At 71.7% G+C, this 24,117-nt stretch carries 23 protein-coding genes and 1 riboswitch; of the genes, 10 read left to right on the top strand and 13 right to left on the bottom strand.

The window, feature by feature from the left end; translation table 11 throughout:
- Positions 1 to 9 precede the first annotated feature (9 nt).
- Together IE250_RS11415 and IE250_RS11410 are read right to left on the bottom strand one after the other, a co-directional pair.
- Positions 10 to 2,220 carry an NADP-dependent isocitrate dehydrogenase gene (locus IE250_RS11415; protein WP_189669409.1) on the bottom strand — a complete coding sequence of 737 codons (2,211 nt, stop codon included), beginning with the start codon at positions 2,218 to 2,220 and terminating at the stop codon, positions 10 to 12.
- A gap of 165 nt (positions 2,221 to 2,385) precedes the next feature.
- Positions 2,386 to 3,375, bottom strand: coding sequence for a malate dehydrogenase (locus IE250_RS11410; RefSeq protein ID WP_189669408.1), 990 nt, complete (start codon positions 3,373 to 3,375; stop codon positions 2,386 to 2,388).
- A 257-nt stretch (positions 3,376 to 3,632) separates the two neighbouring features.
- On the opposite strand from IE250_RS11410, the gene IE250_RS11405 reads away from it, so the two are divergent.
- Together IE250_RS11405 and IE250_RS11400 are read left to right on the top strand one after the other, a co-directional pair.
- Positions 3,633 to 4,571 carry an MIP/aquaporin family protein gene (locus IE250_RS11405; RefSeq protein ID WP_189669407.1) on the top strand — a complete coding sequence of 313 codons (939 nt, stop codon included), beginning with the start codon at positions 3,633 to 3,635 and terminating at the stop codon, positions 4,569 to 4,571.
- Between the two features lie 135 nt (positions 4,572 to 4,706).
- Positions 4,707 to 5,738, top strand: a complete 1,032-nt coding sequence (locus IE250_RS11400) for a septum formation family protein (RefSeq protein WP_189669406.1) — start codon at positions 4,707 to 4,709, stop codon at positions 5,736 to 5,738.
- Positions 5,739 to 5,812: 74 nt separating this feature from the next.
- Here the strand turns inward: IE250_RS11400 and IE250_RS11395 are convergent, their stop codons facing one another.
- Positions 5,813 to 6,274: a DUF3017 domain-containing protein gene (locus IE250_RS11395; RefSeq protein ID WP_189669405.1), complete on the bottom strand. Its 462-nt coding sequence runs from the start codon at positions 6,272 to 6,274 to the stop codon at positions 5,813 to 5,815.
- 109 nt (positions 6,275 to 6,383) lie between these two features.
- Between IE250_RS11395 and IE250_RS11390 the strand changes: the two genes are divergently transcribed.
- Positions 6,384 to 7,811, top strand: coding sequence for an NAD(P)/FAD-dependent oxidoreductase (locus IE250_RS11390; RefSeq protein ID WP_189669404.1), 1,428 nt, complete (start codon positions 6,384 to 6,386; stop codon positions 7,809 to 7,811).
- A gap of 133 nt (positions 7,812 to 7,944) precedes the next feature.
- Here IE250_RS11390 and purH read toward each other — a convergent pair whose 3' ends face one another.
- Both purH and IE250_RS11380 read right to left on the bottom strand, forming a co-directional pair.
- On the bottom strand, positions 7,945 to 9,585 hold the full coding sequence (gene purH / locus IE250_RS11385) for a bifunctional phosphoribosylaminoimidazolecarboxamide formyltransferase/IMP cyclohydrolase (RefSeq protein ID WP_189669403.1): 1,641 nt from the start codon (positions 9,583 to 9,585) through the stop codon (positions 7,945 to 7,947).
- A gap of 33 nt (positions 9,586 to 9,618) precedes the next feature.
- Positions 9,619 to 9,705: riboswitch (ZMP/ZTP riboswitch) on the bottom strand.
- Between the two features lie 58 nt (positions 9,706 to 9,763).
- Positions 9,764 to 10,393: a TetR family transcriptional regulator gene (locus tag IE250_RS11380; protein ID WP_189669402.1), complete on the bottom strand. Its 630-nt coding sequence runs from the start codon at positions 10,391 to 10,393 to the stop codon at positions 9,764 to 9,766.
- A gap of 60 nt (positions 10,394 to 10,453) precedes the next feature.
- Here IE250_RS11380 and IE250_RS11375 point away from each other — a divergent pair, with 60 nt between their 5' ends.
- Complete coding sequence (locus IE250_RS11375) at positions 10,454 to 11,485, top strand: SDR family NAD(P)-dependent oxidoreductase (protein ID WP_189669401.1); 1,032 nt, start codon at positions 10,454 to 10,456, stop codon at positions 11,483 to 11,485.
- 20 nt (positions 11,486 to 11,505) lie between these two features.
- Here the strand turns inward: IE250_RS11375 and IE250_RS11370 are convergent, their stop codons facing one another.
- On the bottom strand, positions 11,506 to 12,786 hold the full coding sequence (locus tag IE250_RS11370) for an MFS transporter (RefSeq protein WP_229872367.1): 1,281 nt from the start codon (positions 12,784 to 12,786) through the stop codon (positions 11,506 to 11,508).
- Between the two features lie 17 nt (positions 12,787 to 12,803).
- A complete protein-coding gene (locus tag IE250_RS11365; protein ID WP_189669400.1) occupies positions 12,804 to 14,063 on the bottom strand; it encodes an MFS transporter in 1,260 nt (419 codons plus the stop codon).
- A gap of 82 nt (positions 14,064 to 14,145) precedes the next feature.
- On the opposite strand from IE250_RS11365, the gene IE250_RS11360 reads away from it, so the two are divergent.
- A complete protein-coding gene (locus IE250_RS11360) occupies positions 14,146 to 14,724 on the top strand; it encodes an ArsR/SmtB family transcription factor (RefSeq protein WP_189669399.1) in 579 nt (192 codons plus the stop codon).
- Between the two features lie 37 nt (positions 14,725 to 14,761).
- Here the strand turns inward: IE250_RS11360 and purN are convergent, their stop codons facing one another.
- The 5 genes from purN to IE250_RS11335 form a co-directional block, all read right to left on the bottom strand.
- Entirely contained in the window at positions 14,762 to 15,406 is a 645-nt protein-coding gene (gene purN, locus IE250_RS11355) for a phosphoribosylglycinamide formyltransferase (RefSeq protein WP_229872366.1), read from the bottom strand.
- A gap of 10 nt (positions 15,407 to 15,416) precedes the next feature.
- The gene (locus IE250_RS11350; protein ID WP_189669397.1) at positions 15,417 to 17,030 is read right to left on the bottom strand and encodes a cell division protein PerM; all 1,614 of its coding nucleotides are present in this window, start codon (positions 17,028 to 17,030) and stop codon (positions 15,417 to 15,419) included.
- A 251-nt stretch (positions 17,031 to 17,281) separates the two neighbouring features.
- The gene (gene sucD, locus IE250_RS11345; RefSeq protein ID WP_189669396.1) at positions 17,282 to 18,178 is read right to left on the bottom strand and encodes a succinate--CoA ligase subunit alpha; all 897 of its coding nucleotides are present in this window, start codon (positions 18,176 to 18,178) and stop codon (positions 17,282 to 17,284) included.
- 40 nt (positions 18,179 to 18,218) lie between these two features.
- Positions 18,219 to 19,385: an ADP-forming succinate--CoA ligase subunit beta gene (gene sucC / locus IE250_RS11340; protein WP_189669395.1), complete on the bottom strand. Its 1,167-nt coding sequence runs from the start codon at positions 19,383 to 19,385 to the stop codon at positions 18,219 to 18,221.
- A gap of 172 nt (positions 19,386 to 19,557) precedes the next feature.
- Entirely contained in the window at positions 19,558 to 19,770 is a 213-nt protein-coding gene (locus IE250_RS11335; RefSeq protein ID WP_189669394.1) for an alpha/beta hydrolase family protein, read from the bottom strand.
- Positions 19,771 to 19,811: 41 nt separating this feature from the next.
- Here IE250_RS11335 and IE250_RS11330 point away from each other — a divergent pair, with 41 nt between their 5' ends.
- The 5 genes from IE250_RS11330 (at position 19,812) to IE250_RS11310 (ending at position 22,795) form a co-directional block, all read left to right on the top strand.
- Positions 19,812 to 20,021 (top strand): helix-turn-helix domain-containing protein, encoded by a 210-nt coding sequence (locus tag IE250_RS11330; protein WP_189669393.1) that lies wholly within the window; start codon positions 19,812 to 19,814, stop codon positions 20,019 to 20,021.
- A complete protein-coding gene (locus IE250_RS11325) occupies positions 20,021 to 20,569 on the top strand; it encodes a Clp protease N-terminal domain-containing protein (protein WP_189669392.1) in 549 nt (182 codons plus the stop codon). Before IE250_RS11330 ends, IE250_RS11325 begins: the two co-directional genes overlap by 1 nt.
- Positions 20,570 to 20,658: 89 nt before the next feature.
- Positions 20,659 to 21,447, top strand: coding sequence for a hypothetical protein (locus IE250_RS11320; RefSeq protein ID WP_189669391.1), 789 nt, complete (start codon positions 20,659 to 20,661; stop codon positions 21,445 to 21,447).
- A complete protein-coding gene (locus IE250_RS11315) occupies positions 21,444 to 22,064 on the top strand; it encodes a hypothetical protein (protein ID WP_189669390.1) in 621 nt (206 codons plus the stop codon). The genes IE250_RS11320 and IE250_RS11315 overlap by 4 nt, the downstream gene beginning before the upstream one ends.
- Entirely contained in the window at positions 22,061 to 22,795 is a 735-nt protein-coding gene (locus IE250_RS11310) for a hypothetical protein (RefSeq protein WP_189669389.1), read from the top strand. The genes IE250_RS11315 and IE250_RS11310 overlap by 4 nt, the downstream gene beginning before the upstream one ends.
- Here IE250_RS11310 and IE250_RS11305 read toward each other — a convergent pair.
- The gene (locus tag IE250_RS11305; RefSeq protein ID WP_229872365.1) at positions 22,737 to 24,098 is read right to left on the bottom strand and encodes a hypothetical protein; all 1,362 of its coding nucleotides are present in this window, start codon (positions 24,096 to 24,098) and stop codon (positions 22,737 to 22,739) included. The two genes, IE250_RS11310 and IE250_RS11305, sit on opposite strands and share 59 nt — an antisense overlap.
- Between the last annotated feature and the right edge of the window lie 19 nt (positions 24,099 to 24,117).

Below are 24,117 nucleotides of genomic sequence, written 5' to 3'. Positions count from 1 at the left end.
ACCTCCGGGTCAGAGCGACGCGAGCGCCTCGTTGAACGTCTTGCTCGGGCGCATCACCGCGGTGACCTTGGCCTCGTCCGGGCGGTAGTACCCGCCGATGTCGGCCGGCTTGCCCTGGACGGCCAGCAGCTCGTCCACGATCGCCTGCTCGCCCGCGGCCAGCGCCTCGGCGAGCGGCTTGAACGCCGCGGCCAGCTCGGCGTCGTCGGACTGCGTGGCCAGCTCCTGCGCCCAGTAGAGCGCGAGGTAGAAGTGCGAGCCACGGTTGTCGATGGTGCCGAGCTTGCGGCCGGGCGAACGGTCCTCGTTGAGGAACGTCCCCGTGGCGCGGTCGAGGGTGTCGGCCAGGACCTGGGCCCGTGCGTTGCCCTCGTTCCCCGCGAGGTGCTCGAATGACGCGGCCAGCGCGAAGAACTCACCGAGCGAGTCCCACCGCAGGTAGTCCTCCTCGACGAGCTGCTGCACGTGCTTAGGCGCGGAGCCGCCGGCGCCCGTCTCGAACAGGCCACCGCCGTTCATCAGCGGCACGATCGACAGCATCTTCGCCGACGTGCCGACCTCGAGGATCGGGAACAGGTCGGTGTTGTAGTCACGCAGCACGTTGCCGGTCACCGAGATGGTGTCCAGGCCCTGGCGGATGCGCTCCAGCGAGTACGCCGTCGCCTCCGCCGGGTCCATGACGTGGAGCTCGAGGCCCTCGGTGTCGTGCTCCGGCAGGTACTGCTCGAGCTTCCCGATCAGGTTCGCGTCGTGCGCACGGCGCGAGTTGAGCCAGAACACGGCCGGGGTCGCGGAGGCGCGGGCGCGGGTGACGGCCAGCTTGATCCAGTCGCGGATCGGGGCGTCCTTGGTCTGGCAGGCGCGCCAGACGTCGCCGGCGTGGACCGCATGCTCCATGACGACGTCGCCCGCGGAGCTCACGATCCGGACCGTGCCGTCCGCGGCGATCTCGAAGGTCTTGTCGTGGGAGCCGTACTCCTCGGCCGCCTGCGCCATGAGGCCCACGTTCGGGACGGAGCCCATAGTGGCCGGGTCGAGGGCGCCGTTGACGCGGCAGTCGTCGATGACGGTCTGGTAGATCCCGGCGTAGGACGAGTCGGGGATGACCGCGAGGGTGTCCGCCTCCTCGCCGTCGGGCCCCCACATGTGGCCGCCGATGCGGATCATGGCGGGCATCGACGCGTCGACGATGACGTCGGACGGGACGTGCAGGTTGGTGATGCCCTTGTCGGAGTTCACCATGGCCATCTTCGGGCCGTCGGCCAGCGCGGCGTCGAAGGCGGCGCGGATCTCCGCGCCGTTCGGCAGCGCGGCGAGCCCGGCGAAGATCCCGCCCAGGCCGTCGTTCGCCGACAGGCCGGCGGCGGCCAGGTCCTGCCCGTACTTCTCGAAGACCGGCCTGAAGAAGGCCTTCACCACGTGGCCGAAGATGATCGGGTCCGAGACCTTCATCATCGTCGCCTTGAGGTGCACGGAGAACAGGACGCCCTCGGCCTTGGCCCGCTCGATCGACTCGAGGAGGAACGCGTCCAGCGCCGCGGCGTCGAGGAACGTGCCGTCCACGACCTCGCCCGCCAGGACCGGCAGCGACTCCTTGAGGACGGTCACAGTGCCGTCGGCGGCGACGTGCTCGATGCGCAGGGTGTCGTCGGCCTCGATGACCACGGACTTCTCGTTGGAGAAGAAGTCGTCGTGGCCCATGGTCGCGACGTTCGTCTTCGACTCCGGCGACCACGCGCCCATGCGGTGCGGGTGTGCCTTCGCGTAGTTCTTGACCGACGCCGGGGCGCGCCGGTCGGAGTTGCCCTGGCGCAGCACCGGGTTGACGGCGGAGCCCATGACGCGGCCGTAGCGCTCGCGCGCGTCCTTCTCCGCGTCGGTCTCGACGCTCTCCGGGTAGTCCGGCAGGTCGTAGCCCAGGCCCTGGAGCTCCGCGATGGCGGCCTTCAGCTGCGGCAGCGACGCCGAGATGTTGGGCAGCTTGATGATGTTCGCCGACGGGTCGTGCGCCATCTCACCGAGCTCGGCGAGGGCGTCCGACAGGCGCTGCTCGTCCGTGAGCCGCTCCGGGAACTGCGCGATGATCCGGCCGGCGAGCGAGATGTCGCGGGTCTCGACGTCCACACCGGCCTTGGCCGCGTACGCCGAGACGATCGGCAGGAACGAGTACGTCGCCAGAAGCGGGGCTTCGTCCGTATGGGTATAGATGATCTTGGACATGGGTGTGGCTGACTCCCCGGGTGATTGGAATGTGCCGATCTCTCGATATCAAGATACCTGAGGGTCCTGCGCACTCCTGAATTGCGAGACGCACCTCACGCCCGACGTGTCAGACGCCCGGGACACCGGAGTGACCTGGCGTCCGACACGTCGAGCGGTGGTGGGTCAGATCAGGCCCAGGGCCCGGACAGCGTCACGTTCCTCGACCAGCTCGGCCACGCTCGCGTCGATCCGGGCGCGGGAGAACTCGTCGATCTCGAGGCCCTCGACGATCTGCCACTCGCCGCTGCCGTCCGAGGTCACGGGGAACGAGGAGACGAGCCCCTCCGGTACTCCGTACTCGCCGGACGACCACAGACCCGCCGACGTCCAGTCGCCGTCGGGCGTGCCGAGCGTCCAGTCGCGCACGTGCGCGATCGCCGCGTTCGCTGCCGACGCCGCTGACGACGCCCCGCGCGCCTGGATGATCGCGGCGCCCCGCTTGGCGACGGTCGGGATGAAGTCGTCGGTGAGCCAGGCCGTGTCTGCGGCGACGTCGGCGCCGGTCCGGCCGCCCACCTCCGCGTGGAACAGGTCGGGGTACTGCGAGGCGGAGTGGTTGCCCCAGATCGTGAGCTTCTTGATGTCCGCGACGGCGGTCCCCGTCTTGGCCGCGACCTGCGAGAGCGCGCGGTTGTGGTCCAGGCGGGTCATCGCGGTGAACCGCGTGGCCGGCACGTCGGGGGCGTTCGACGCCGCGATCAGCGCGTTGGTGTTGGCGGGATTGCCGACCACGAGCACGCGGACGTCGTCGGCGGCGCCGTCGTTGATGGCACGACCCTGCGGGCCGAAGATGCCGCCGTTGGCCTCGAGCAGGTCGGCACGTTCCATCCCCGGGCCGCGCGGACGGGCGCCGACCAGGAGTGCGACGTTCACCCCGTCGAAGGCCTTGGCCGGGTCGTCGAAGATCTCGACGCCGGCCAGGTTGGGGAAGGCGCAGTCGTCGAGCTCCATCGCGGTGCCCTCGGCGGCCGCGACGGCCTGTGGGATCTCGAGAAGGCGGAGCCGTACTGGCGTGTCCGCGCCGAGCATCTCGCCCGCGGCTATGCGGAAGAGGAGCGCGTACCCGATCTGGCCAGCGGCTCCGGTGACGGTGACATTCACGGGTTCAGTCATGGCACCCACTCTTGCATCGACCGGCCCGCCGCGCCCAGCCCCCACGCACTATCCGTTGCCCACTCGGTTCGACGGATCGGTACGACGCCGAAGACCCGCCGCTGGGGATGCCGTCGACATCAGCGCGAGTACGGTGAAGAAGATACCCGTGCGTATTCAGGATTTGCCCAGGCGGGTAATGGCAGGATGTGCGCGACATCGCACGCACGTCGCCATGACGCGCACCGGATGGTGCGCCACTGAAAGGATCTGACTTCATGTCCCAGGACCTCGCCGCTACCCGCGGCGTCACCGAGGTCGAGGAGCGGTCGCCCAGCCTGCTCTCCCGCCTGCTCGCCGAGACGTTCGGCACGTTCCTGCTGACGCTCGTGATCGTGGGCGTGCTCGTCTACAGCCCGCTGAACACCGTGGGCGGGCTCGGCATCGCACTCGGGGGCGGCTTTGCCTACATCGCGGGCGCCGCGGCCGTCGGTCGTGTCTCCGGCGCGCACTTCAACCCGGCGATCTCGCTGGGCGCCTGGCTCAGCGGCCGCATCACGATCAGCAGCATGTTCAGCTACTGGGGTGCCCAGCTCGTCGGCGCGATCCTCGCCGCCGCCGTGCTCTTCGCGACCGTGCCCGAGACGCTCCAGACGCTGCTCGGCCGGGAGAGCCGGTCCGACCTCTTCGACTCGGCAGTGAACGGCTTCTCCGAGAACTCCCCGCTCTACCTGCAGACGCAGGGCCAGGCGCAGTTCGACTGGTTCCCGGCGCTGCTCATCGAGGTCATCATCACCGCGGTGCTCGTGGGCGTTTACCTGGGCGTCAACGACTCGCGCAGCAAGATCGGCTACGCCCCCGTCGCCGTGGGCAGCGCCATCGCCGCGCTCACGCTGGTCTCGTGGTTCGTCACGAACACCGGCATGAACCCGGCCCGCTCGACGGCGGCCGCGCTCTTCGCGAACAACTGGGGCGCTGACGGCTCCGGCCGCCAGCTCTGGCTGTTCTGGGTAGCCCCGCTCGTCGGTGCCGCCCTCGCCGCGCTGTTCTACCGCGCGTTCGCCGCTGCCGAGCCCGAGTACGAGGAGCTCGAGTTCGACGAGGACGACGAGGAGGACGTGGACGCCGTGGAGAAGGAGCTCGTCACCGCGCAGGCGGCCCCCAAGGCCGAGGTCACGACGGCCGAGCCCGAGAAGAAGGCCGACGACAAGGCCTGATCTCCCGCACCACCTGCACGACGCCGGGGCCGCACCTTCCGTACGGGAGGTGCGGCCCCGGCGGCGTCACGCGACCCCGGGCCGGGTGAATGCTGCCTTTCGTCCCGGAACCCTGCACCGCTACGATCGCGCATCATGGCCGACACGTTGCACAGCCCTGGAGACGCGACGGAACCGGGCTCGGACGGCCCAGAGACGGAGCTCGACGCGGCACCGGAGCCGGTTGCCACAGAGGACCCCGCGGACGACGCCGACGACGAGTCGGCCCTGCCCTACCCGACCCGCGTGGGCTGGGTGGTCGCCGCGTTCCTGTTCTTCTGGCCGCTGGCCATTCCCGCCCTCGTGCAGTCGATGCGCACCGCCGAGGCCAACGGCACGGGCAACGCGCGCCGCGCGAAGAAGTCGTCGGTGCACACCCTCGACTTCGCCCTTGGCGCGGTCACCCTCGGCGTGCTCGGGATCGTCGGGCTGGCCATCGGCATCGCGGCGGCGCCCACCTACGCGTCGGCGCTCCCGCCCGGGTTCGTATCGGCCGCCAGATCGTTCGTCCCGCCGGCCCTGGCGGGCCCGCTCGGCATCACGCTGCCCGACGACGGTCCCGCGCTCACCGCCCCGACGTCGGCCCCCACCCCCACGGAGGACCCGAACGCCGCGGCAGACCCGTACGTGGACCCGACCGCGGACCCGTACGCGGAGGATCCGGCAGCCCCGCTCCCGACGCCCGACACCGAAGGCCGGCTGGAGCCGACCGGGGAGCCCGCCCCGCCGTCGGACACCACCGCGACCGCTGGAGCCGAGATCCCGGACCTGGCCGTGGGCGACTGCATCGACACGGCGGCGACGTCGGGCCGGACCACGCTGTACCGGATCCCGGTGGTGCCCTGCACCACCGCGCACGGCGGCGAGATCTACGCCGAGACGACGGCGTCCGACAGCCTCGCCGGAGACCGCTCGACGCCCACCCAGCAGGCGCTCTGGGACGCCGCCGACGCGTACTGCTACCCGCAGTTCGCCAAGTTCGTCGGCCTGCGGTGGGCCAAGTCGGAGCTGCTGTACTGGCCGATCGCGCCGTCGGAGGAGAGCTGGGCCGAGGGCGACCGCCGGATCCTGTGCGTGATCGAGTCCGAGAGCCCGGTGACCGGCTCGCTCGAGGGCGCGGATCGCTGAGGGGCCCCGCTCACCGCATACGCGCGGGCGGGCGCCGCTCGCGGCATGCGAGGGGGCGGGCGCCGCCAGGTGCGTCAGATGCTCGGCGTGGCCACGGCGAGGACGCCGATCAGCACCGCGGTGGCCCCGTAGAGCATGATGTCGACGGTCCGCGTGCGGATGACGAGCCCCACCGGGCTGTCGAGCACCGCGCGGAAGATCGCGCAGACCACGAGAACCACACCGATACCGATCGCTCCGGCGCGCGCGCCGACCGCCATCCCGAGCACGACCGAGAGCGCGACGCCGGCGAGAACCAGCCAGATCGCGAGGTTGCTGCGCTGCAGCTCCGGCGGAGTCATGTCAGAGGCCTCGCCGCTGGCTGGCTCACTGCGGTCGAGCTCCTGGCTGGTCGTCTGGTTGGTCACAGCTGCGGCCGTGGCCAGTCGGGCCTCTCCGGTGCGCTCGAGCGTAGCCGTTCCGGCTGAGCCCGGCTCGAGGAGCGTGGTGGCGCCACCCGGTGCGCCGGGGGCAGTCCGCGTCTCACTGAGATCCACGGCACGAGGGTACAACCGAAACGTCGCGATTCTGCATGACCGTGACCGGCTTGCAACCAGAATGACAGCGCATTCCCAGGTTGGCGGCCTGCGAGCTACCGTGAGGTCCATGTCCTCGCCTTCAGCTCAGCTCCCCCGCAGCGTCGTCGTCGTGGGTGCGGGACTGGCGGGAGCACAAACCGCCTCGGCCCTGCGAAAGCACGGCTTCGAGGGACGCCTGACCGTGCTCGGCTCCGAGGGCCTGCCGCCCTACGACCGACCGCCGCTGTCCAAGGAGCTGCTCAAGCGAACCGAGCCGCTATGGCTCGCGGACGACCTCGGCATCGACCTGACCGCGCTCGCGGACGACCTGCGGCTCGCCGACCCGGCCACCCGCCTCCACGTGGACCAGGAGCGGGCGGTGGTGCGGACGGCGTCGGGCGACGACGTCGTGGCCGACGCCGTGGTGCTCGCCTGCGGCAGCGCGCCCGTCCGCCCGGTGGGCTGGGACGCCGCGACGACCCTGCACACGGCCGCCGACGCGGAGCGGCTGCGCGCCGCGATCGTGCCGGGGACGCGGCTCGTCGTGGTGGGCGCCGGATGGATCGGCGCGGAGGTGGCGGGCGTCGCCGCGGGCGCGGGCGTCCGCGTCACGGTCGTGGAGGCCGGCCCGGTGCCGCTGGAGCGGCAGCTCGGCCGGAGCGTGGGCGGTCTGCTCGCCCCCTGGTACGACGACGCCGGGGTCACCCTGCTCACGGGTGTCCCCGTCGATCAGGTGCTGCCCGGGCCACGCGGCGACGCGCAGGACGGGAGCGTGACGCTCGCCGACGGCCGGGTGCTGGAGGCCGACGTGGTGCTGGCCGCCGTGGGGGCGCGGCCGGCGTCGGGCTGGCTCTCCGGTTCGCTGCCGCTCGAGACGAGCGGCGGTCTGCGGGTCAACCGCGCGGGCCGGTTGATGGGGCTGCACTCCCCGACCGACCCGGCGGGCAAGCTGCACCTCGACGCGCTACGCCGCATCTGGGCGGTGGGCGACATCGCGACGCGCGAGCACCCGGTGTTCGGGCCGGTCCCGGGCGGACACTGGTCGGCAGCCCTGCACGACCCCGAGGTCACCGTGCGGGCGCTGCTCGGACTCGACGAGCGCGCCGCGGAGCCCGAGCACGTGCGCGAGCGGCTCGGGCTGGCCCCGATCCCGGCGCACGCGCCGTACGTCTTCTCGCAGCAGCTGGGGCACGACCTGGCGCTGTTCGGGGTGCCGTCCCCGTTCGACGAGGTGGTGCTCCGCGGCGCCCCCGCGGCGTCGGATGTGCCCGCCCCGGCGGACGGGCCTGCCCGTCCGGGCGGCTGGGCGGCGCTCTACCTGGAGAACGCGCTCGACCGGCACCCCCGCCGCACCGCGGACGGCCACCGGGTGGCGACCGTCCGGGCGCTGCTGCTGGTCGACTCCCCGCGCGAGGTGGGGCAGGCGCGCAAGCTGATGAACCGCGGCGTCCCGCTCGAGGTCGACCTGGATCGCGCCATGGACCCGGCGATCAAGCTCAAGGACGCCGTCGTCTGACCCGCCGGGTGCGCCCGGCCCTCGCTCGCGGAGCAAGTACTACTCCGCCGAGCAGGTAACGCTGAGCTAGCAATGCTCCCTCTCCGTTACCTGCTCGGCGGAGTAGTACTTGCCCTGAGGCCGGGATCCCCGCTCAGTGCGCGAAGTGGCGGGTGCCCGTGAGGTACATCGTGACCCCTGCCGCCTCGGCGGCCCTGACGACCTCCTCGTCGCGGATCGAGCCGCCCGGCTGCACGACGGCGGTCACGCCCGCGTCGAGGAGCACCTGCAGGCCGTCCGCGAACGGGAAGAACGCGTCCGACGCCGCGACGGCACCCCGGGCGCGCTCGGCGCCGTCGGCCAGGGTGTTGGCGCGCTCGACCGAGAGGCGGCACGAGTCCACGCGGTTGACCTGGCCCATGCCGATGCCCACCGCGGCGCCGTCCTTGGCCAGGAGGATCGCGTTCGACTTGGCGGCGCGCACGGCCTTCCACGCGAAGGCGAGGTCGGCGAGCACCTCGGGTGAGGCGGCCTCGCCGGTCGCCAGGGTCCAGTTCTCCGGGGCGTCCCCGTCCGCCTGGAACCGGTCGGTGGCCTGCATGAGCAGCCCGCCCGAGATCGTCCGGGTCTCGACGGCGCCGGACGGCGCGTTGGGCACGACCAGCAGCCGGATGTTCTTCTTGGCCCGCAGGATCTCCAGCGCCTCCGGCTCGAAGCCGGTTGCCACGACGACCTCGGTGAACACGGGGGCGATCTGCTGTGCCGCGGCCGCCGTGACCACGCCGTTGGCGGCGATCACGCCGCCGAACGCGCTCACCGGGTCCGTCGCGTGTGCCTTGGCGTGCGCCTCGGCGATGTCGGCACCGACGGCGATCCCGCACGGGTTGGCGTGCTTGACGATCGCCACCGCGGGTCCCTCGTGGTCCCAGGCCGCCCGCCACGCGGCGTCGGCGTCGACGTAGTTGTTGTAGCTCATCGCCTTGCCGTGCAGCTGCTCTGCCTGGGCCAGGCCCGTGACCCCGTCACCGCGCGTGTACAGGGCGGCGCGCTGGTGCGGGTTCTCGCCGTAGCGGAGCACATCCGATCGGTCCCAAGTGCCGCCGATCCAGGCGGGGAAGCCGGAATGGCGCGGCTCGCCGTCGACCATCACCTCGTCCGTGGGCGACACGACGCTGCTCATCCACGAGGCCACGGCGACGTCGTACGTCGCGGTGTGCACGAACGCCTGGACGGCGAGTGCCTTGCGCTGCGCGTACGTGAACCCGCCGGCGCGGACGGCGTCGGTCACCGCGGAGTAGGCGTCCGGGTCGACGACCACCGCGACGCTCGGGTGGTTCTTCGCCGCCGCGCGCACCATGGACGGCCCGCCGATGTCGATCTGCTCGACGACGGCGTCCGGCTCGGCGCCGGACGCCACGGTGGCCGCGAACGGGTAGAGGTTCACGACGACAAGCTCGAACGGCTCGATCTCCAGGCCCTCGAGCTGGTCGAGGTGGTCCTGCTTGCGGGTGTCGGCCAGGATGCCCGCGTGGACGCGCGGGTGCAGGGTCTTGACCCGGCCCTCGAGGCACTCGGGAAACCCGGTGAGCTCGTCGACGGGCGTGACGGGGATCCCGGCGTCGGCGATCTTGGACGCGGTGGACCCGGTGGAGACCAGCTCGACGCCCGAGGCGTGCAGCGCCGTGGCGAGCTCGATCAGGCCGGTCTTGTCGTAGACGCTCAGCAGGGCGCGCCGGACGGGGCGCTGCGAGTCGTCGGTGAGCTGGACATCAGGTGCGGACGGGGCGCCGGACATGGCGGTTCTCCTCGGAGGTAGCTTCGCGGAAAACCCTGGCACCCAGGCGGGCGGCGCGCATCACGGGTCGCTCGGCCGCTCCCCGGTGGTGACCCACCCTCGCCAGTCACGGCCACCGGCAGTCTAGCGGTGCCCGGAACCGTCATGCGGTCACGCCAGCGTGGGTCCGGGGCCGCGACTAGGCGGCACCGGCCTCCGTGGGCGGGATCCGCACCTCGATTCCCAGCAGCTCCCAGGCCCGCGCCGCCCGGTGCATCCGGTCGGCCTCCCCGGTCTGCGACAGCCCCCCGGCCACCATCGCCACCGCGAGCAGCAGGTCGTCCGACGTCGTCCCGGCGGGGACCTCGCCGTCGGCGACCGCCCGCTCCAGCCGGGTCCCCAGCGCGACGGCGACCCGCTCGCCCAGGGCGAGGAACCGTGGGTCCGGCTCGCCGGACCGGACCAGGTCCACGAACGCTACCGAGTCGACGGCGTGCCGCGTGACCAGCCCCAGCAGGTCGGGCAGCCCGACGTCGGGGGCCGCCGCGAGCTCCTCGACCGCAGCGACCTGCTCCTCGAAGACCGCGCTCACGAGGTCCAGCCGCTCCGGGAAGTGCCGGTACAGGCTGCCCTGCCCGACGCCCGCGCGCTTGGCGACAGCGCTCAGCGGCGCGTTGGTCCCGGCGGACCCGAAGACCTCGCGGGCCGCCTTGAGCAGGGCCGCACGGTTGCCCGCCGCGGCGCGGGGGCCGAGGTTGGGCGCTCCGCCGCGGCGCGCGGGAACGCGGGGAACCTCACTGCGTCGGGGGTCGCGAAGTACACCGGTCATGGGGCTATCCTAGGTACCGGACACCATTGTCCGGTACCGTCCGCGTCCCAGGAGCACACCATGGCACTGACCGTTCACTCCACCGTCGGCGAATGGCTCGACCACCCCATCGGCGGCAGGATCCTCGCCGGCTTCCTCGCGCAGGGCGGTGCGACGCCCGACTCGCTCGCCCCGGCCAGCGGGCTGCCGCTGGAGCAGCTCGTGGCGCTGTCCGGCGGCAAGTTCCCCGCCGAAGCGCTTGACGGCCTGATCGCCGCGTACCGGGAGGCCGCGCCCGACGAGGCAGCCCAGGCGGACGTCGAGGGCGAGCGGCCGGCCGGCTGGGTCGAACAGGTCACTCCCGGCCGCTTCGCCGGCCAGACCGTGATCGTCACCGGCGCGGCCTCCGGCATAGGCCGGGCCGTCGCGTCCCGCGTGGCGCGGGAGGGCGGTCGGGTTGTCGCCGCGGACATCTCCAAGGAGAAGCTTGACGAGCTCGCCGCCGCACTGACCGACCTCCCGTCCGGGGCGGAGGTCATCCCGGTCGCCGGAGACATCTCCGACCAGGGCGACGTCGAGCGGATCGTCCTCGCCGCAGGCGACCGCGTGGACGCGCTGGCAAACGTCGCGGGGATCATGGACGACATGTCCGCGGTCCACGAGGTCAGCGACACCCTGTGGGAGCGAGTGCTGCGTGTGAACCTCGAGGGCACCATGCGGCTCACCCGCGCCGTCGTGCCAAGCATGCTCGAGGCGAAGGAGGGGCGCATCGTCAACGTCGCGTCCGAGGCCGGCCTGCGCGGCTCGGCCGCCGGCGTCGCCTACACCGCGTCGAAGCACGCGGTGGTCGGCCTGACCAAGTCGACCGCCGTGATGTACGCGAAGAGCGGCATCCGCACCAACGCCGTTGCGCCCGGCGGCGTCGCCACCGGCATCCCGGTGCCCGGCCAGGCACAGTTCGGCGCGCCGGTCCTGCGGCCCTACCAGGGCAACATCCCGAGCCTGGCCATGGCCGAGGAGCTCGCCGCCTCGATCACGTTCCTCCTGTCGAAGGACTCGGTGAACCTCAACGGGGCGATCATCGCCTCGGACGGCGGCTGGTCAGCGGTCTGACAGGTGCGGATCGTGGCCCTCTACTCGAGCGCGTCGGCCGCCCATGTGTCGGGCTTGCCGATCCGCATCAGGGGGCGGGCGAAACAGAGGGCCACGAGGACGCACGTCATCGCGCCGACCATCACCCACAGGGTGGCGCCGATGCCCCATCCCTCGAGGAGCGCGCTGCCCACCACGGGGGCAGCCGGCGCGGCGATCAGTCCCGTCAGGCCGAGCAGCGACGTGGCCCGGCCCATCATGCGGTCCGGGATGATCACGGTGAGGTAGCCCGTGAAGCCCGCGTTGAGCGCCGGATAGAGGAACACGCCGACCGCCAGCATCGAGACGAACACCCAGTACGTCGGCGCGAGCGCCATGACGGCCAGCGCGACGACGAGCAGGCCGATGGTCAGGATCCCGAACCGGCCCACGCGGGTGCGCTGCACGATCGGGCCAGCGACGACCGCGCCCGCCAGCAAGCTGATGCCGGCGCACGCGTCGACCAGCCCGATGAGCCGTGGGTCGGTGCCGGTGCGCACCAGCTCCAGGTTGATCGCCACGATCAGCGCGATCGAGGTGAGGTTGAGCAGCGTGATCAGCACGAGCATCGCCCGGAACAGCGGCACGGCGCCCACGAAGCGCAAACCCTCGCGCAGGTCGGCCAGGGGGTGGGTCCGCTCGGTCCGCTCACCGTTGAGCGGCTTCCGGACGAACGAGACGGCCACCGCCTCGATCAGGTGCCCCACCACGGACGCCACGAACGGCAGGACGTGAGCCATCCCGTACAGGAGCCCGCCGACCGGCCCGGCGAACAGGCCCACCGCAGCCATCCGCCCCTGGTTCACCGCCATGGCGTTCGCCATCTGCTCGGCCGGCACGACGGCGCGCAGCGCGCCGCCCGACGCCGGGTTCACGAACGCGCTCACCATCGAGGAGCCGAACAGGACGGCGGCCAGGTGCCAGGCGCTGAGCGCGCCCGCGAGGCCCGCCGCGACGACCGTTGCCCACAGGGCGGTGCCCGTCGCGGCCGCGACCAGCAGGAGCAGACGCCGGTTCACCCGGTCCGCGACGACGCCCGCCGGCAGCGTGGCCACCAGCGCGCCAACCTGGCCGATGCCGCTGATCAGGCCCGCCTGCCCCACCGAGCCCGTGACCTCGAACGCCACCAGCGGCACCGCGAACGTGCCGACGCCCGCGCCGATCGCCTGCGCGAACCGCCCGGTCGTGAGCAGCAGGTAGGCGCGGTTGCGCCGCAGCGGTGGCGCGTCACGGGTCGGCGCAGCCGTCTCGGGCACGGCCTCGGTCGGGATCTCTGCGGTCACGCCGCACAACGTAGCGGTCAGGCGTGTCGCGCGGGTGAAATATCCACCCAGGTGTCGGGCAGACCGACCCGCCAGAGCGGCCGGACGAGCAACATCGCCACGACGAGAACGGCCCAGGCGGCCGAGAAGAGCCACAGCGCGCCACCGATGCCGAGGCCGTCCAGCAGAAAGCTGCCGGCGAGCGGGGCAGTGGGCCCGGCTACCAGGCTGGTGAGCCCCAAGGTTGCCGAGGTACGGCCTTGCAGGTGCGCGGGCGTGATGGCGGTGACGTACGAGACCAACCCGGCGTTCAGCGCGGGCGCGAAGAGCATCATGCCGGTCAGCGCCCCGACGAACCCCCAGAACGTCGGGAACAGAGCCATCACCAAGGTGGCGGCCGCGCCGACCCCGAGCGCCATGACGGTGAGGACGCCGAGCCGCACCCGCGGGATGAGCCTGCCGGCCAGCACGGATCCCGCCAGCACCCCGACGCCGACGGCGGTGTTCACGAGCCCGATCAGGGCAGGCACGGTGCCGATGCTGACGAGATGGAGGTTGATCGCGATCATCATCCCGTTCAGGACCACGTTGACCACGATGAACAGCCCGAGCACGCTGCGGAACAGCGGGACGCCCACCACGTAGCGCAGGCCCTCCTTCAGCGCGGTCAGCGGGTGCTCCGACGCGGCGGCGCCGAGGTCGCCGTTCAGCGGCTGGCGCACCAGCGCGGCGGTCCCGGCCGACACCAGGCGCCCGACGGCGGACACCAGGAACGGCAGCACGCTGCTCATCCCGTACAGCAGGCCGCCGACCGGCCCCATGAGCAGCGTGGCGGCGGCGTCGCGCCCCTGCGCCACGGACATCGCCTGGCCCATCTGCTTCGCAGGGACCACGGAGTGCAGGGCAGCAGTTCCGGCAGGATCCATGAGGGCGCCCACGACGGACGACACGAACAAGGCGGCGGCCAGGTGCGGTGCGGTGACGGACAGCCCGTCGACCACGCCCGCGACCACCACGCTGAGCCAGACCACGGCCGCCACCAGGCCGCCACCGACGATGAGCCTGCGGCGGTCCACCCGGTCGACGACCACACCAGCCGGCAACGTCACGAGCACCGCCCCGAGCTGGCCGACGAAGGCGATCGCTCCCGCCTGCACCACCGAGCCCGTGATCCCGTAGGCCACCAGCGGCACGGCGAAGGCACCGATCGCCGCCCCGACGTCCTCCGCAGTCGAGCCGGTCAGCAGCAGACGGTAGGACCGGTTCTTCCAGAGGGCCGGGATCTCTTCCTGGGTCATGGCGCAACCGTAGATCCCGCAACTAGCGTTGCGCAATCACTCTTGCGCAATAAATGGTGCAGGTAGTTGGTAACCTCGCGGAGTGACCGGCGACGACGTGTTCCGCATCAACGACCCCGAGACGCTCAAGGCGGTCGCCCATCCGCTGCGGCAGCGCATCGTGCTCGAGATCGCGGTCAGGGAGCACGCCCGCGCCGCCGACCTGGCCAAAGCCCTGGGCGAGCCGGCCAACTCGGTGAGCTTCCACCTCCGGGTGCTCGCCAGGGCCGGGCTCATCGAGGAGGCGCCGGAGCTGGCGCGCGACAAGCGGGACAGGGTCTGGAAGCGGGTCATCCAGCAGTTCACGGTGGATCCGGGACTGGCGGACGCCGGCGCCCTGTTCGAGCCGTACCTGCGATGGATGCGCGCCATGTTCCTCCGGGACCGCGCGGCGCCCGGAAAACGGCACGACTACAACACGGGAGTGGCCCACGACGGCTTCTTCACGCGCGAGGAGGCGCGCGAGATGGCCGACGAGGTGAAGTCGGTCCTCGACCGCTGGTCGGACCTGACCATCGAGCGCAAGCGAGCGGCCCCCGACGACCCGGACCGCAAGTACTACCAGATCCTCTTCGCGGTAGGTCCGCGTGACCTGGCAGCGGAGGCGGCACCGGAGGACTGAGGCCGCCGGGTCTCGACAGGCTCGACCAGCGGGAGGCTCAGCGGCCGATCACGGCCTGTCGCCCCGCCAGGAACAGGCCATCGCGGGCGATGCGCCCCACGGTCTCGACCAGCAGCGCACGCTCGGCGACCTTGACGCGCTCGTGCAGCGTCGGCTCGTCGTCGTCCTCCAGGACCGGCACCGCGGCCTGGGCGATGATCGGGCCGGTGTCCACGCCGTCGTCCACGACGTGCACGGTGCAGCCGGTGACCTTCACGCCATGGGCGAGGGCGTCGCGCACGCCGTGCGCGCCCGGGAAGGAGGGCAGGAGGGCTGGGTGCGTGTTGATGATGCGGCCCTCGAACCTCCGCACGAACGTCGGCGCGAGGATCCGCATGAAGCCGGCCAGCACCACGAGGTCAGGCTGGAACACGGCCACGGCCTCGGCCAGGCCCACGTTCCACGCGGCACGGTCCTCGAAGTCCTTCGTGGAGACGACGACGGACGCGACCCCTGCGTCCCGCGCGAGGTCGAGGGCGCCGGCGGCGGGGTTGTCGGTCACCACGCCAACGACCCGCGCCCCGTAGGACCCGTCCTCGTGCGCGGCGAGCAGGGCGGCGAGGTTGGAACCGAGGCCGGAGACCAGCACGACAACTCGCTGGGCCGACGTGGACTCGACGGGGTGACCGGAGGGCGTCTGCACGGGCTCCAGCCTACTTTCCCGGACCGACCTCCGATGCCTCGGCCGGCGTGTCCGACCGGTCGGGCCCGTCAGCCAGGTCCGGATCCGGCTCCAGCTCCGCCTCGGGCCGCGACTGGTCGCCGGGCACATCCGAAGCGCCGTCGAACCCGAGCTCGGCCGCGAGGTCCGGAGCGAGGTCCGGCCCGCCCGCCGGCCGGTCGCCCGGATCGGCGTCGGCCGGCGCGGGGCCCGGGCGCCGCAGCCACGCCACCAGGTCGTCCCTGAACTCGCCGCGCCGCGCGACCACGTCCAGCTTGGCGCCGAGCAGCACCGCCACCGCTCCCCCGGCGACCTCGGCGGACACCAGTCCGGCGGTCACGAGCGGGCTGGCGCCGATGTCGGCCAGCCGGCCCGGGCCGCCCGCACCCGCCGCCACCCACTGTCCCAGCAGCATGACGACGCAAGGAACGGCCACGATCCCGCCGAGCACCCAGCCGACGTCGGACCACCGGACCAGGTCCGGCTCCAGCCGCCGCCACACGAACAGGCCGGCCACTACGCCGCACGCGACCACGAGCACAGGCGCCCAGGCGGTGAGGGGGTTCGCCCAGTCAGCCCCGGGCAACGCCCCGAGGAGCGGGATCGCGGGCAGCGGACCCGAACTGGTGCCGAACGGCGTGAAGCTCGTCCCCTCGCCGACGGCGAATCCCGGCCCCGCGAGCCAGGAGACCGCCCACAGCACCAGGTTGGGCAACAGCGCCAGCTGGGCCACGGCGAACACGATCCCGCCGGTCCAGCCCGGCTCGAGGGCGGTGATGATGTCCGACGACGTCGCACGCCCCGCCAGCGCCCACGCTCCCACGAGGAGCGCCGCACCGCCGACCAGCAGCGCGACCACGACCGCGCCGCCCCGCAGCCCGAGCCGCAGCGTCGCGGGGAACAGGTCGACACCCATGAGCCGGCGGGCCAGCGCCTCGGCTCGCTCGCCGATGTCCGCGATGGTCGGCGTGTCCGGGCGCGCCAGGATGCCCAGCGCCATGCCGAGCCCGCCCATGACCAGGCCCCCCAGGGGTGCCAGGGCGAGCGACCAGCCGGGTGCGCTGCCCGCGAGGGCCGCTACCGCCGTCGTGCACAGGGCGTACGTGGCGGTGCCCGCGGCCCAGGCCCGCAGGGACGTGGTGGCGAACCGCTTGGCGGAGACGTACATGGCGAACAGCGCAAGGGCCGCTAAGCCGAGGGGCGCGAGGGAGACGGTCACGGCGCCGGCGGTGAGCGGGACGCCGTGGCCCAGGAGCCAGATGCCCATCGCGACGTCGACCGCGGAGCGCAGCTGGACGGCGTCGTCCGGGCCGTCGGCGGGGGTGCCCATGGTGGCCGTGCCCACGAGGTAGGCGACCACCGCCGGGAGGACCACGACGGTGAGGGACAGGACCACGGCCTGGATGGCCGAGAGAGAGCCGGCGACGATGTGGACGAGCGTGAGCGGGGCCCGCTCCGGCGCGGACTGCTCCTCGACCAGGCGGCCGCGGCGGGCGGTCGGCCGGCTGCCTGCCGGGCGGCTCGACCGGACGCCTGACTTGCGGGCGCCTGACGTACGGGCGCCTGACGTTCGGATGGCCGCGTTCGGGCGGGGTGGTGCACTCACGAGCCCATCTTCACCCTGTTCCCGCCGTCACACGGGGGACCTGCCCCGGCGTGGCCCGGGTGAAATCCGGGAAAAATCACAGCGAAGCATGGTGCTGGGCACGAGCTCTGGTGTAAAAGCGCCCGCTCCCCAAATCGTCGAAGTCGAACTGGGGCGAAGTAGAACCCTGGCGAAGTAGAACCCCAGCTCGTGCTGAAGTTCTATCTCGCCAGGGTTCTATCTCGCCCTGGTTCTATCTTTCGGGGACGAGGTCAGAGCGACTGGAGGATCTCGCGCATGAGGTCGGCGGTCTCGGACGGCGTCTTGCCGACCTTCACGCCGACGGCCTCGAGGGCCTCCTTCTTCGCCGCGGCGGTGCCGGACGAGCCGGACACGATCGCGCCGGCGTGGCCCATCGTCTTGCCCTCGGGGGCGGTGAAGCCCGCGACGTAGCCGACTACCGGCTTCGTGACGTGCTCCTTGATGTAGGCCGCCGCACGCTCCTCGGCGTCGCCGCCGATCTCGCCGATCATCACGATCGCCTTGGTCTCAGGGTCGTTCTCGAAGGCCTCGAGCGCGTCGATGTGCGTGGTGCCGACGATCGGGTCGCCACCGATGCCGATGGCGGTGGAGAAGCCGAGGTCGCCCAGCTCGTACATCATCTGGTAGGTCAGGGTGCCCGACTTCGACACGAGACCGATCGGGCCCTTGCCCGTGATGGTGTGCGGGGTGATGCCGGCCAGCGACTCGCCCGGGGTGATGATTCCGGGGCAGTTCGGCCCGATCATCCGGGTCTCCTTGCCCTGCAGGTACGACCACACCTCGGCGGTGTCCTGCACCGGCACGCCCTCGGTGATGATCACGAGCAGGCCGATGCCCGCGTCGATGGCCTCGATGGCCGCGTCCTTGGTGAAGGCCGGCGGCACGAAGACGACGGAGACGTCCGCGCCGGTCTCGGCCATGGCCTCCTTGACGGTGCCGAAGACGGGCAGCGTCACTTCGTTGCCCTCGTGGTCCTTGTGCTCCACCGTGGTGCCCGCCTTGCGAGCGTTCACGCCGCCGACGATCTGCGCGCCGGAGTCGAGCATCAGGGCGGTGTGCTTGGCACCCATGCCACCGGTGATGCCCTGGACGATGATCTTCGAGTCCTGGTTCAGGTAGATCGACATTGTCTTGTGGTCTCTGCTTTCGAAGTCTTCAGCGGGCGAATCAGGCGTTGGCCAGCTCGGCAGCCTTGTCGGCGCCGCCGTCCATGGTCTCGGCAAGGGTGACGAGCGGGTGGTTGCGCTCGGCCAGGATCTGACGGCCCAGCTCGACGTTGTTGCCGTCGAGGCGGACGACCAGCGGCTTGGTGGCGTGGTCGCCCAGCAGGTCGAGCGCACCCACGATGCCGTTCGCTACCTCGTCGCAGGCGGTGATTCCACCGAAGACGTTCACGAACACTGCCTTGACCTGCTCGTCGCCCAGGATGACGTCGAGTCCGTTCGCCATGACCTTGGCATTCGCGCCGCCGCCGATGTCGAGGAAGTTCGCGGGCTTCACGCCGCCGTGCCGCTCACCGGCGTACGCGACGACGTCCAGGGTGGACATGACCAGGCCCGCGCCGTTGCCGATGATGCCGACCTCGCCGTCGAGCTTGACGTAGTTGAGGTCGTTCTCCTTGGCCTTGGCCTCGAGCGGGTCGGCGGCGGCCGAGTCCTCGAGCTCCGCGTGCTCCGGGTGGCGGAAGCCGGCGTTCTCGTCGAGCGTGACCTTGCCGTCGAGGGCGACGATCTCGCCGTCCTCGGTCTTGACCAGCGGGTTCACCTCGACGAGCGTGGCGTCCTCGGCCTTGAACACGGTCCACAGGCCACGGATCACCTCGGCGACCTTGCCCTTGATGTCCTCGGCGAAGCCGGCGGCGTCCACGATCTCCGCGGCCTTGGCCTCGTCGATGCCGACGGCCGGGTCGACGGCGATGCGGGCGAGCGCCTCAGGACGCTCGACGGCGAGCTGCTCGATCTCCATGCCGCCCTCGACGGAGCACATGGCGAGGTAGTTGCGGTTCGACCGGTCGAGGAGCACCGAGAAGTAGAACTCCTCGGCGATCTTGGCGCCCTGCGCGATCATCACGCGGTGCACGGTGTGGCCCTTGATGTCCATGCCGAGGATCTCGCCGGCCTTCTCAGCGGTCTCCTCCGGCGAGTGAGCCAGCTTGACGCCGCCCGCCTTGCCGCGACCACCGGTCTTGACCTGGGCCTTCACGACGACAGTTCCGCCGCCCAGCTTCTCGGCGCCTTCGCGAGCCTCCTCGGGGGTCGTCGCGACAACCCCGCCCAGCACGGGCACGCCGTGCTTCTCGAAGATGTCGCGCGCCTGGTATTCGAACAGGTCCACCCTGCTGCGTCCTTCCATCGGGATGCGGCCCTCGGACGTCGCCCGGAGCCCGGCTGAAGCGATGTCTCGACGTCAAGACATCCCGGTACAGAGTAGCCCTCGATCGCCCGTGCTTCCGAACGAAGCGGCGGTATTCCGCGGCTCGGCGGCACGGGCGTCGAGGGAGGCGCGGTTACCGGCGGCACCGCGAGAAAAAGTCCCAGACCAGCTCGGTGGCGGAGACCTCCTGCGTGGCGCTGCCGTCGTCGGCCCCGGGCCAGGTGGGCGCGCCCCCGGAGACCTTGTAAAGGACGACGTCGGCTTCGCCGCGGCGTGTGGTGTACGTCTCGCTGGTCACGTGCTCGATGACCGGCTCGACGCGGGCCGGTCGGGCAGCCTTTGTCAACTGGGGTTGACAGGTTGAGTTCTGTCAACCATGGTTGACACATGACCCAGCAAGCACTCGCCGCATCCGCGGCCGGGGACGATCCCACCGAAGGCCTCCGCGCCGTGCGATCCCTCCGCGAGCTGGCCGACCGCCTCGAGACGCTCCAGGTGGAGCGCGCACGAGCCCTCGGCTGGTCGTGGCAAGAGGTCGCCGACGCGCTCGGCGTCAGCCGGCAGGCCGTCCACAAGAAGCACAGCAGGAGGATCTGATGTTCGAGAGGTTCAGCAAGGAGGCGCGCGCAGCCGTCGTCAAGGCCCAGGAGGTCGCCCGGGACGAGCACTCCGGCGTGATCGACTCGCGCCACGTCCTCGTCGCCCTCATCGAGACGCCCGGCCCGGCGGTCGCCGCGGTCGCGGGATCGGGCCTCGACACCACCGAGGCCGTCCGAACGCTCCGCCGCGACATCCGCGCCGGGGACGCCCTGGACGCCGATGCGCTCGCCGCGCTCGGCATCGATCTCGACGCCGTCCGTGACCGGACCGACGCCGTCTTCGGCGAGGGCGCGCTCGACCGTGCCGGCGCCGCGCGGCGCCGTCGGTCACCCGGCCACATCCCGTTCACCCCGGACGCGAAGAAGGGGCTCGAGCTCGCGCTGCGCGAGGCGATCCGGCTCAGGTCGTCCACGATCGACGGCGGACACCTCCTTCTCGGCATCCTCCGGGACACGCGCAACCCCGCGGCGCGCGCCCTGTCCGACGCCGGAGCGGACCTCGGCCGCATCCGTCACCTCGTGGAGAACCCGGCCGAGGCGGCCTGACAGGCCCGTGGCCGGTGCTTCGCCATGGGTTGTGTCGGCGGCGGACTTTCAACCAGATCGTCCGTAATGCACCGCTACGATCGTCCGCCATGAAGCACGCCCGAAATGACGGTCCCGACATCGCGTTCCGGCTCGCCCGCCGCGTGGTCGCGACCGTCGCCGACGACATGTCGACGATGCAGCGCGTCGGAGCCGGGATCGTCGCGGCCCTCGTTGCCATCACCCCGTTCGGGGCCTGGAGCGAGGTGGAGGCGCACGCCGACCCGCTCGCGGCCGGCACTCCGGTCGAGGTCGGGCCGTTCGAGGTGAAGGTCGTCAGGGTCGCCACCGTCGATGAGTTCGCTTACCTCGTCCCGAAGCCGGGCAACCACCTGCTCGGCGTCGTCGCCGAAGTCACGAACACCGGCGAGGTGCCGGAATACCGTGCCACTCTCGGCCAGGCGATCCCCGCGCCCCAGAACGTGGCGATCGTACCGAAGGCGGCACTCGACGAGCTGGGAGCCGACACCGCGCCCGACGGCGGCGCCGACCCGTCGGCGGACCCTGCAGCGAGCGCCGATCTGGGAGCGTCCGAAGAGGCCGAGCTTCCGCCCGCGACGATCCTCAGCGCCAAGGACGGGACCACCATCAGCGTCTTCAACCCGGGCGTCACCCACCGGGTGGCGCTGCTCTGGGAGCAGGGCGGCAAGTGGTCGGGCAGGACGATCCCCCTCGAGGTCATCGAGCTGGAGTGGATCGAGGAGAGCGTAGTAAGCCTGGACAACGGCTACTGGCTCCCGAACGAGGTCGCCTACCACGGACGGATCCCGGTCGACGCAGAAAGGCCCGGGGCCGGCTCGAACCAGTCGGGACCGAGCGCTGAGGCGGGACAGCCATGAGGCACGGACGCCGTCGGATCACGTGGAAGGGCACGGCGCTCGTCGTCGGTGGGGTGGTGGCCGGCTGCACGCTGGTGACCTATGTGCCGCAGGACACGGGAGTCGACGAGCCCTTCATCGTCGAGGGTGCGGTCGGCGAGGTCCTCGACCTCACGTATGCGGAGCTCACCGTGACCGAGGTGCGGGTCGCCGACACACTGGCCGGGGTGGCCGAGGCCGCCGCGGCGGGCGGCACGTTCATCGTGGTGGACGCGAGCTGGCGGGCCACGCAGGGCGAGACGACGTTTGTCGGGGCGGAGGTCACCGACGCGCGGGGTCGTCGGTTCTGGCCCACCGATCAGGCGGGCTGCTCGATCCTGGCCAAGGCTCAGCCGGGCTACGCGTGGCGCGCCACGTACTGCTTCGACGTGCCGCGCGACGCGCTGGACGGTGCGACCGTGCGGCTGGCCCGCGGCGACCAAGGCGAGGAGCACGCGGGCCAGCGGCGCGACGCCGTCGCTGTGGTGGACCTCGGGATCTCCGGGCGGGAGGCCGACGAGCTGTGGCAGGCGACCGAGACCGTGTCGCCCCAGGAGCCGGGGTACGCCCTGGCGAGCGCAGGAGGTAGCGAGGGATGACGACTCTGGTGACCCCGGCGGCGTCGGGCATGGGCCCGGGCGCGGGTCCGGGCACGGATCAGGGATGGCCACCGAGCCTGCGGCCGGGCATGCTGCCCGGGACGGTTCCGCCCGATGTTCCGGTGCCGGAGGGGCGCAAGGGCTGGTGGCGGCGCAACGCCGTGTGGCTGGTGCTGCTGCCGGTCGCGATGGCGGTGGCCGCCGGGGCGTCGTCGTTCCGGGTATGGGCGTTCTGGTGGCCGGTCGGTCTGCACCACGAGGTGGAGCGGGTCGCCGTGGGTGAGCAGGCGCACCTGGCGGGCGAATACTACGACCTCGGGCTCGACGTGCCGGAGCGGGCGAACACCACGGTGCTGCGCGAGATCGACGCGACAGTGACGAGCATCCAGCAGGTGGACCGGCTGCCCCCGCCGAGCTGGGGCGACCCCGTGACGATCCCCGACGGGTCGGTCGCGTACGAGGTGGGCATGCACTTCGCCGCCGAGCCCAAGACCGATCTTTCCGGGTGCCAGATCGTACTGGTCGCCGACGACGGCACTCGGTACGGGGAGTCGACCACGGACGTGCTGGGCAGCTCCAACCGCTGCTCGACGCCGGACGCGGCCGGGTTCGTCAGCGCGCGGCCGGAGTGGGACGTGACGTCATTCGTGCTCGCCGACCCGGCCGCGAAGATCACGCAGGTACGGCTGGGATTCGGTGGTCCCGAGTACGTGACGTTCGACGTGCCGTAGCTGGGCCGGCCGCGGCGTCGTCCTCCTCTTCCTGGACCACCAGCCCGCGCTCGACCAGCGCATCGACCGTCGCCGCGATGAGCGCCGCCGCCAGGGCCAGCGAGATCGCGAGCCCGGCCCCAGCCTCCATGGCGCTGAAGGCGAGCCATGTGTTGGTCTCGACGGGGCCCGTCACCGTACGCACAAGCCAGCCGACGCCGTACGGCACCCGCATCACGACGAGGTAACCCAGGCAGAACACGAGCATGGGGCCGAGGCCGCCGTGCACGATCATCTTCAGGCCGTTCCACAGGGCGGAGAAGCGGGCCCGCAGGTCCTCGGTGAGCGACTCGAGGAGCGAGCGCAGCCCGCCGGGCAGCCAGGTCATGCGATCGAGCCACTGGTGCTCGGTCGACGGCGGCTCCATGAGCTTGTGCCCCAGCACGACGGCGCCGATCGCGAGCCATGCCAGGGGCGCGATGAGCACGATGTCGAGCGACTCGAAGACCGCCGCGATGCCGTCCGCCAGGAATGCCACGGCGGTGTTGCCCGCGTCGCCGACGCTCTCCTGCGCGACGCCGACAGTGCCGACTGCGGCCGCCACGAGCTGCCGGTCCGCAGCCACGTTCCACAGGCCGAGCTCGATGGTCTCGATCTGGCCCGCGACCTGGTTGGTCCAGTAGATCTCGAGGCATCCGCCGAGCACGGCGATGCCGAGGAAGCCCAGCTTGCCCTCGAGCCTGCCGAGCAGCCAGCGCAGCACGAACGCACAAGCCACGATGGCGACGAGCGTCCAACCGGACCAGACGCCGAGCCGGGAGGTGAAGTCGATCCCCTCCGCGGTGAAGATGTCGTTGAACATCTCGTCGGCCGCCGCCTCGTTGACGAACTGGGCCCGATCGGCGTCCATCAGGCCCTCGACCTCGTAGACCACCAGGAACGGCACCAGCACGGACAGCGCTACGTCGATGAGGCGCCGCTCCCGCCCTTCCGACGGCATCATCGGGGCGCGCGCGCCGGGGAGCATGCCGGGCAGGTGGCCGGGCCTGCCGGGGTACGGCATGGTCGGGCCCGGCGAGGTCGGGCCCGGCACGCGAAGGTTCGGCAGCGAGTCCCGGCAGACCCACAGCATGCCCACCACCGGCACGAGGTACCCGAGCGGGCTCATGATCAGCAGGAGCTGCGCAACGAAGGAGTTCCACTGGCTCAGCTCGACCGCGCCCCACATGGCACCGTTGCGTACGGCGACGCCGAGCAGGCCGAGCGTCAGAAGCGCGGGCCAATGCGCCACGAACAGTCTGCCTGCGGAGACCAGGATCCTCATGGCGACACATAGTGGCCTA

Source organism: Promicromonospora soli, assembly GCF_014653785.1.
Taxonomy (GTDB): Bacteria; Actinomycetota; Actinomycetes; order Actinomycetales; family Cellulomonadaceae; genus Promicromonospora; species Promicromonospora soli.
Note: the sequence above shows the minus strand (reverse complement) of the source record. Positions and strands in the feature narration are given on the sequence as shown.

Coding starts and splice junctions, on each gene's coding strand:
- IE250_RS11415 (WP_189669409.1), bottom strand. CDS start 2,220: ATGTCCAAGATCATCTATACCCATACGGACGAAGCCCCGCTTCTGGCG.
- IE250_RS11410 (WP_189669408.1), bottom strand. CDS start 3,375: ATGACTGAACCCGTGAATGTCACCGTCACCGGAGCCGCTGGCCAGATC.
- IE250_RS11405 (WP_189669407.1), top strand. CDS start 3,633: ATGTCCCAGGACCTCGCCGCTACCCGCGGCGTCACCGAGGTCGAGGAG.
- IE250_RS11400 (WP_189669406.1), top strand. CDS start 4,707: ATGGCCGACACGTTGCACAGCCCTGGAGACGCGACGGAACCGGGCTCG.
- IE250_RS11390 (WP_189669404.1), top strand. CDS start 6,384: ATGTCCTCGCCTTCAGCTCAGCTCCCCCGCAGCGTCGTCGTCGTGGGT.
- purH (WP_189669403.1), bottom strand. CDS start 9,585: ATGTCCGGCGCCCCGTCCGCACCTGATGTCCAGCTCACCGACGACTCG.
- IE250_RS11380 (WP_189669402.1), bottom strand. CDS start 10,393: ATGACCGGTGTACTTCGCGACCCCCGACGCAGTGAGGTTCCCCGCGTT.
- IE250_RS11375 (WP_189669401.1), top strand. CDS start 10,454: ATGGCACTGACCGTTCACTCCACCGTCGGCGAATGGCTCGACCACCCC.
- IE250_RS11365 (WP_189669400.1), bottom strand. CDS start 14,063: ATGACCCAGGAAGAGATCCCGGCCCTCTGGAAGAACCGGTCCTACCGT.
- sucD (WP_189669396.1), bottom strand. CDS start 18,178: ATGTCGATCTACCTGAACCAGGACTCGAAGATCATCGTCCAGGGCATC.
- IE250_RS11330 (WP_189669393.1), top strand. CDS start 19,812: ATGACCCAGCAAGCACTCGCCGCATCCGCGGCCGGGGACGATCCCACC.
- IE250_RS11325 (WP_189669392.1), top strand. CDS start 20,021: ATGTTCGAGAGGTTCAGCAAGGAGGCGCGCGCAGCCGTCGTCAAGGCC.
- IE250_RS11320 (WP_189669391.1), top strand. CDS start 20,659: ATGAAGCACGCCCGAAATGACGGTCCCGACATCGCGTTCCGGCTCGCC.
- IE250_RS11315 (WP_189669390.1), top strand. CDS start 21,444: ATGAGGCACGGACGCCGTCGGATCACGTGGAAGGGCACGGCGCTCGTC.
- IE250_RS11310 (WP_189669389.1), top strand. CDS start 22,061: ATGACGACTCTGGTGACCCCGGCGGCGTCGGGCATGGGCCCGGGCGCG.
- IE250_RS11305 (WP_229872365.1), bottom strand. CDS start 24,098: ATGAGGATCCTGGTCTCCGCAGGCAGACTGTTCGTGGCGCATTGGCCC.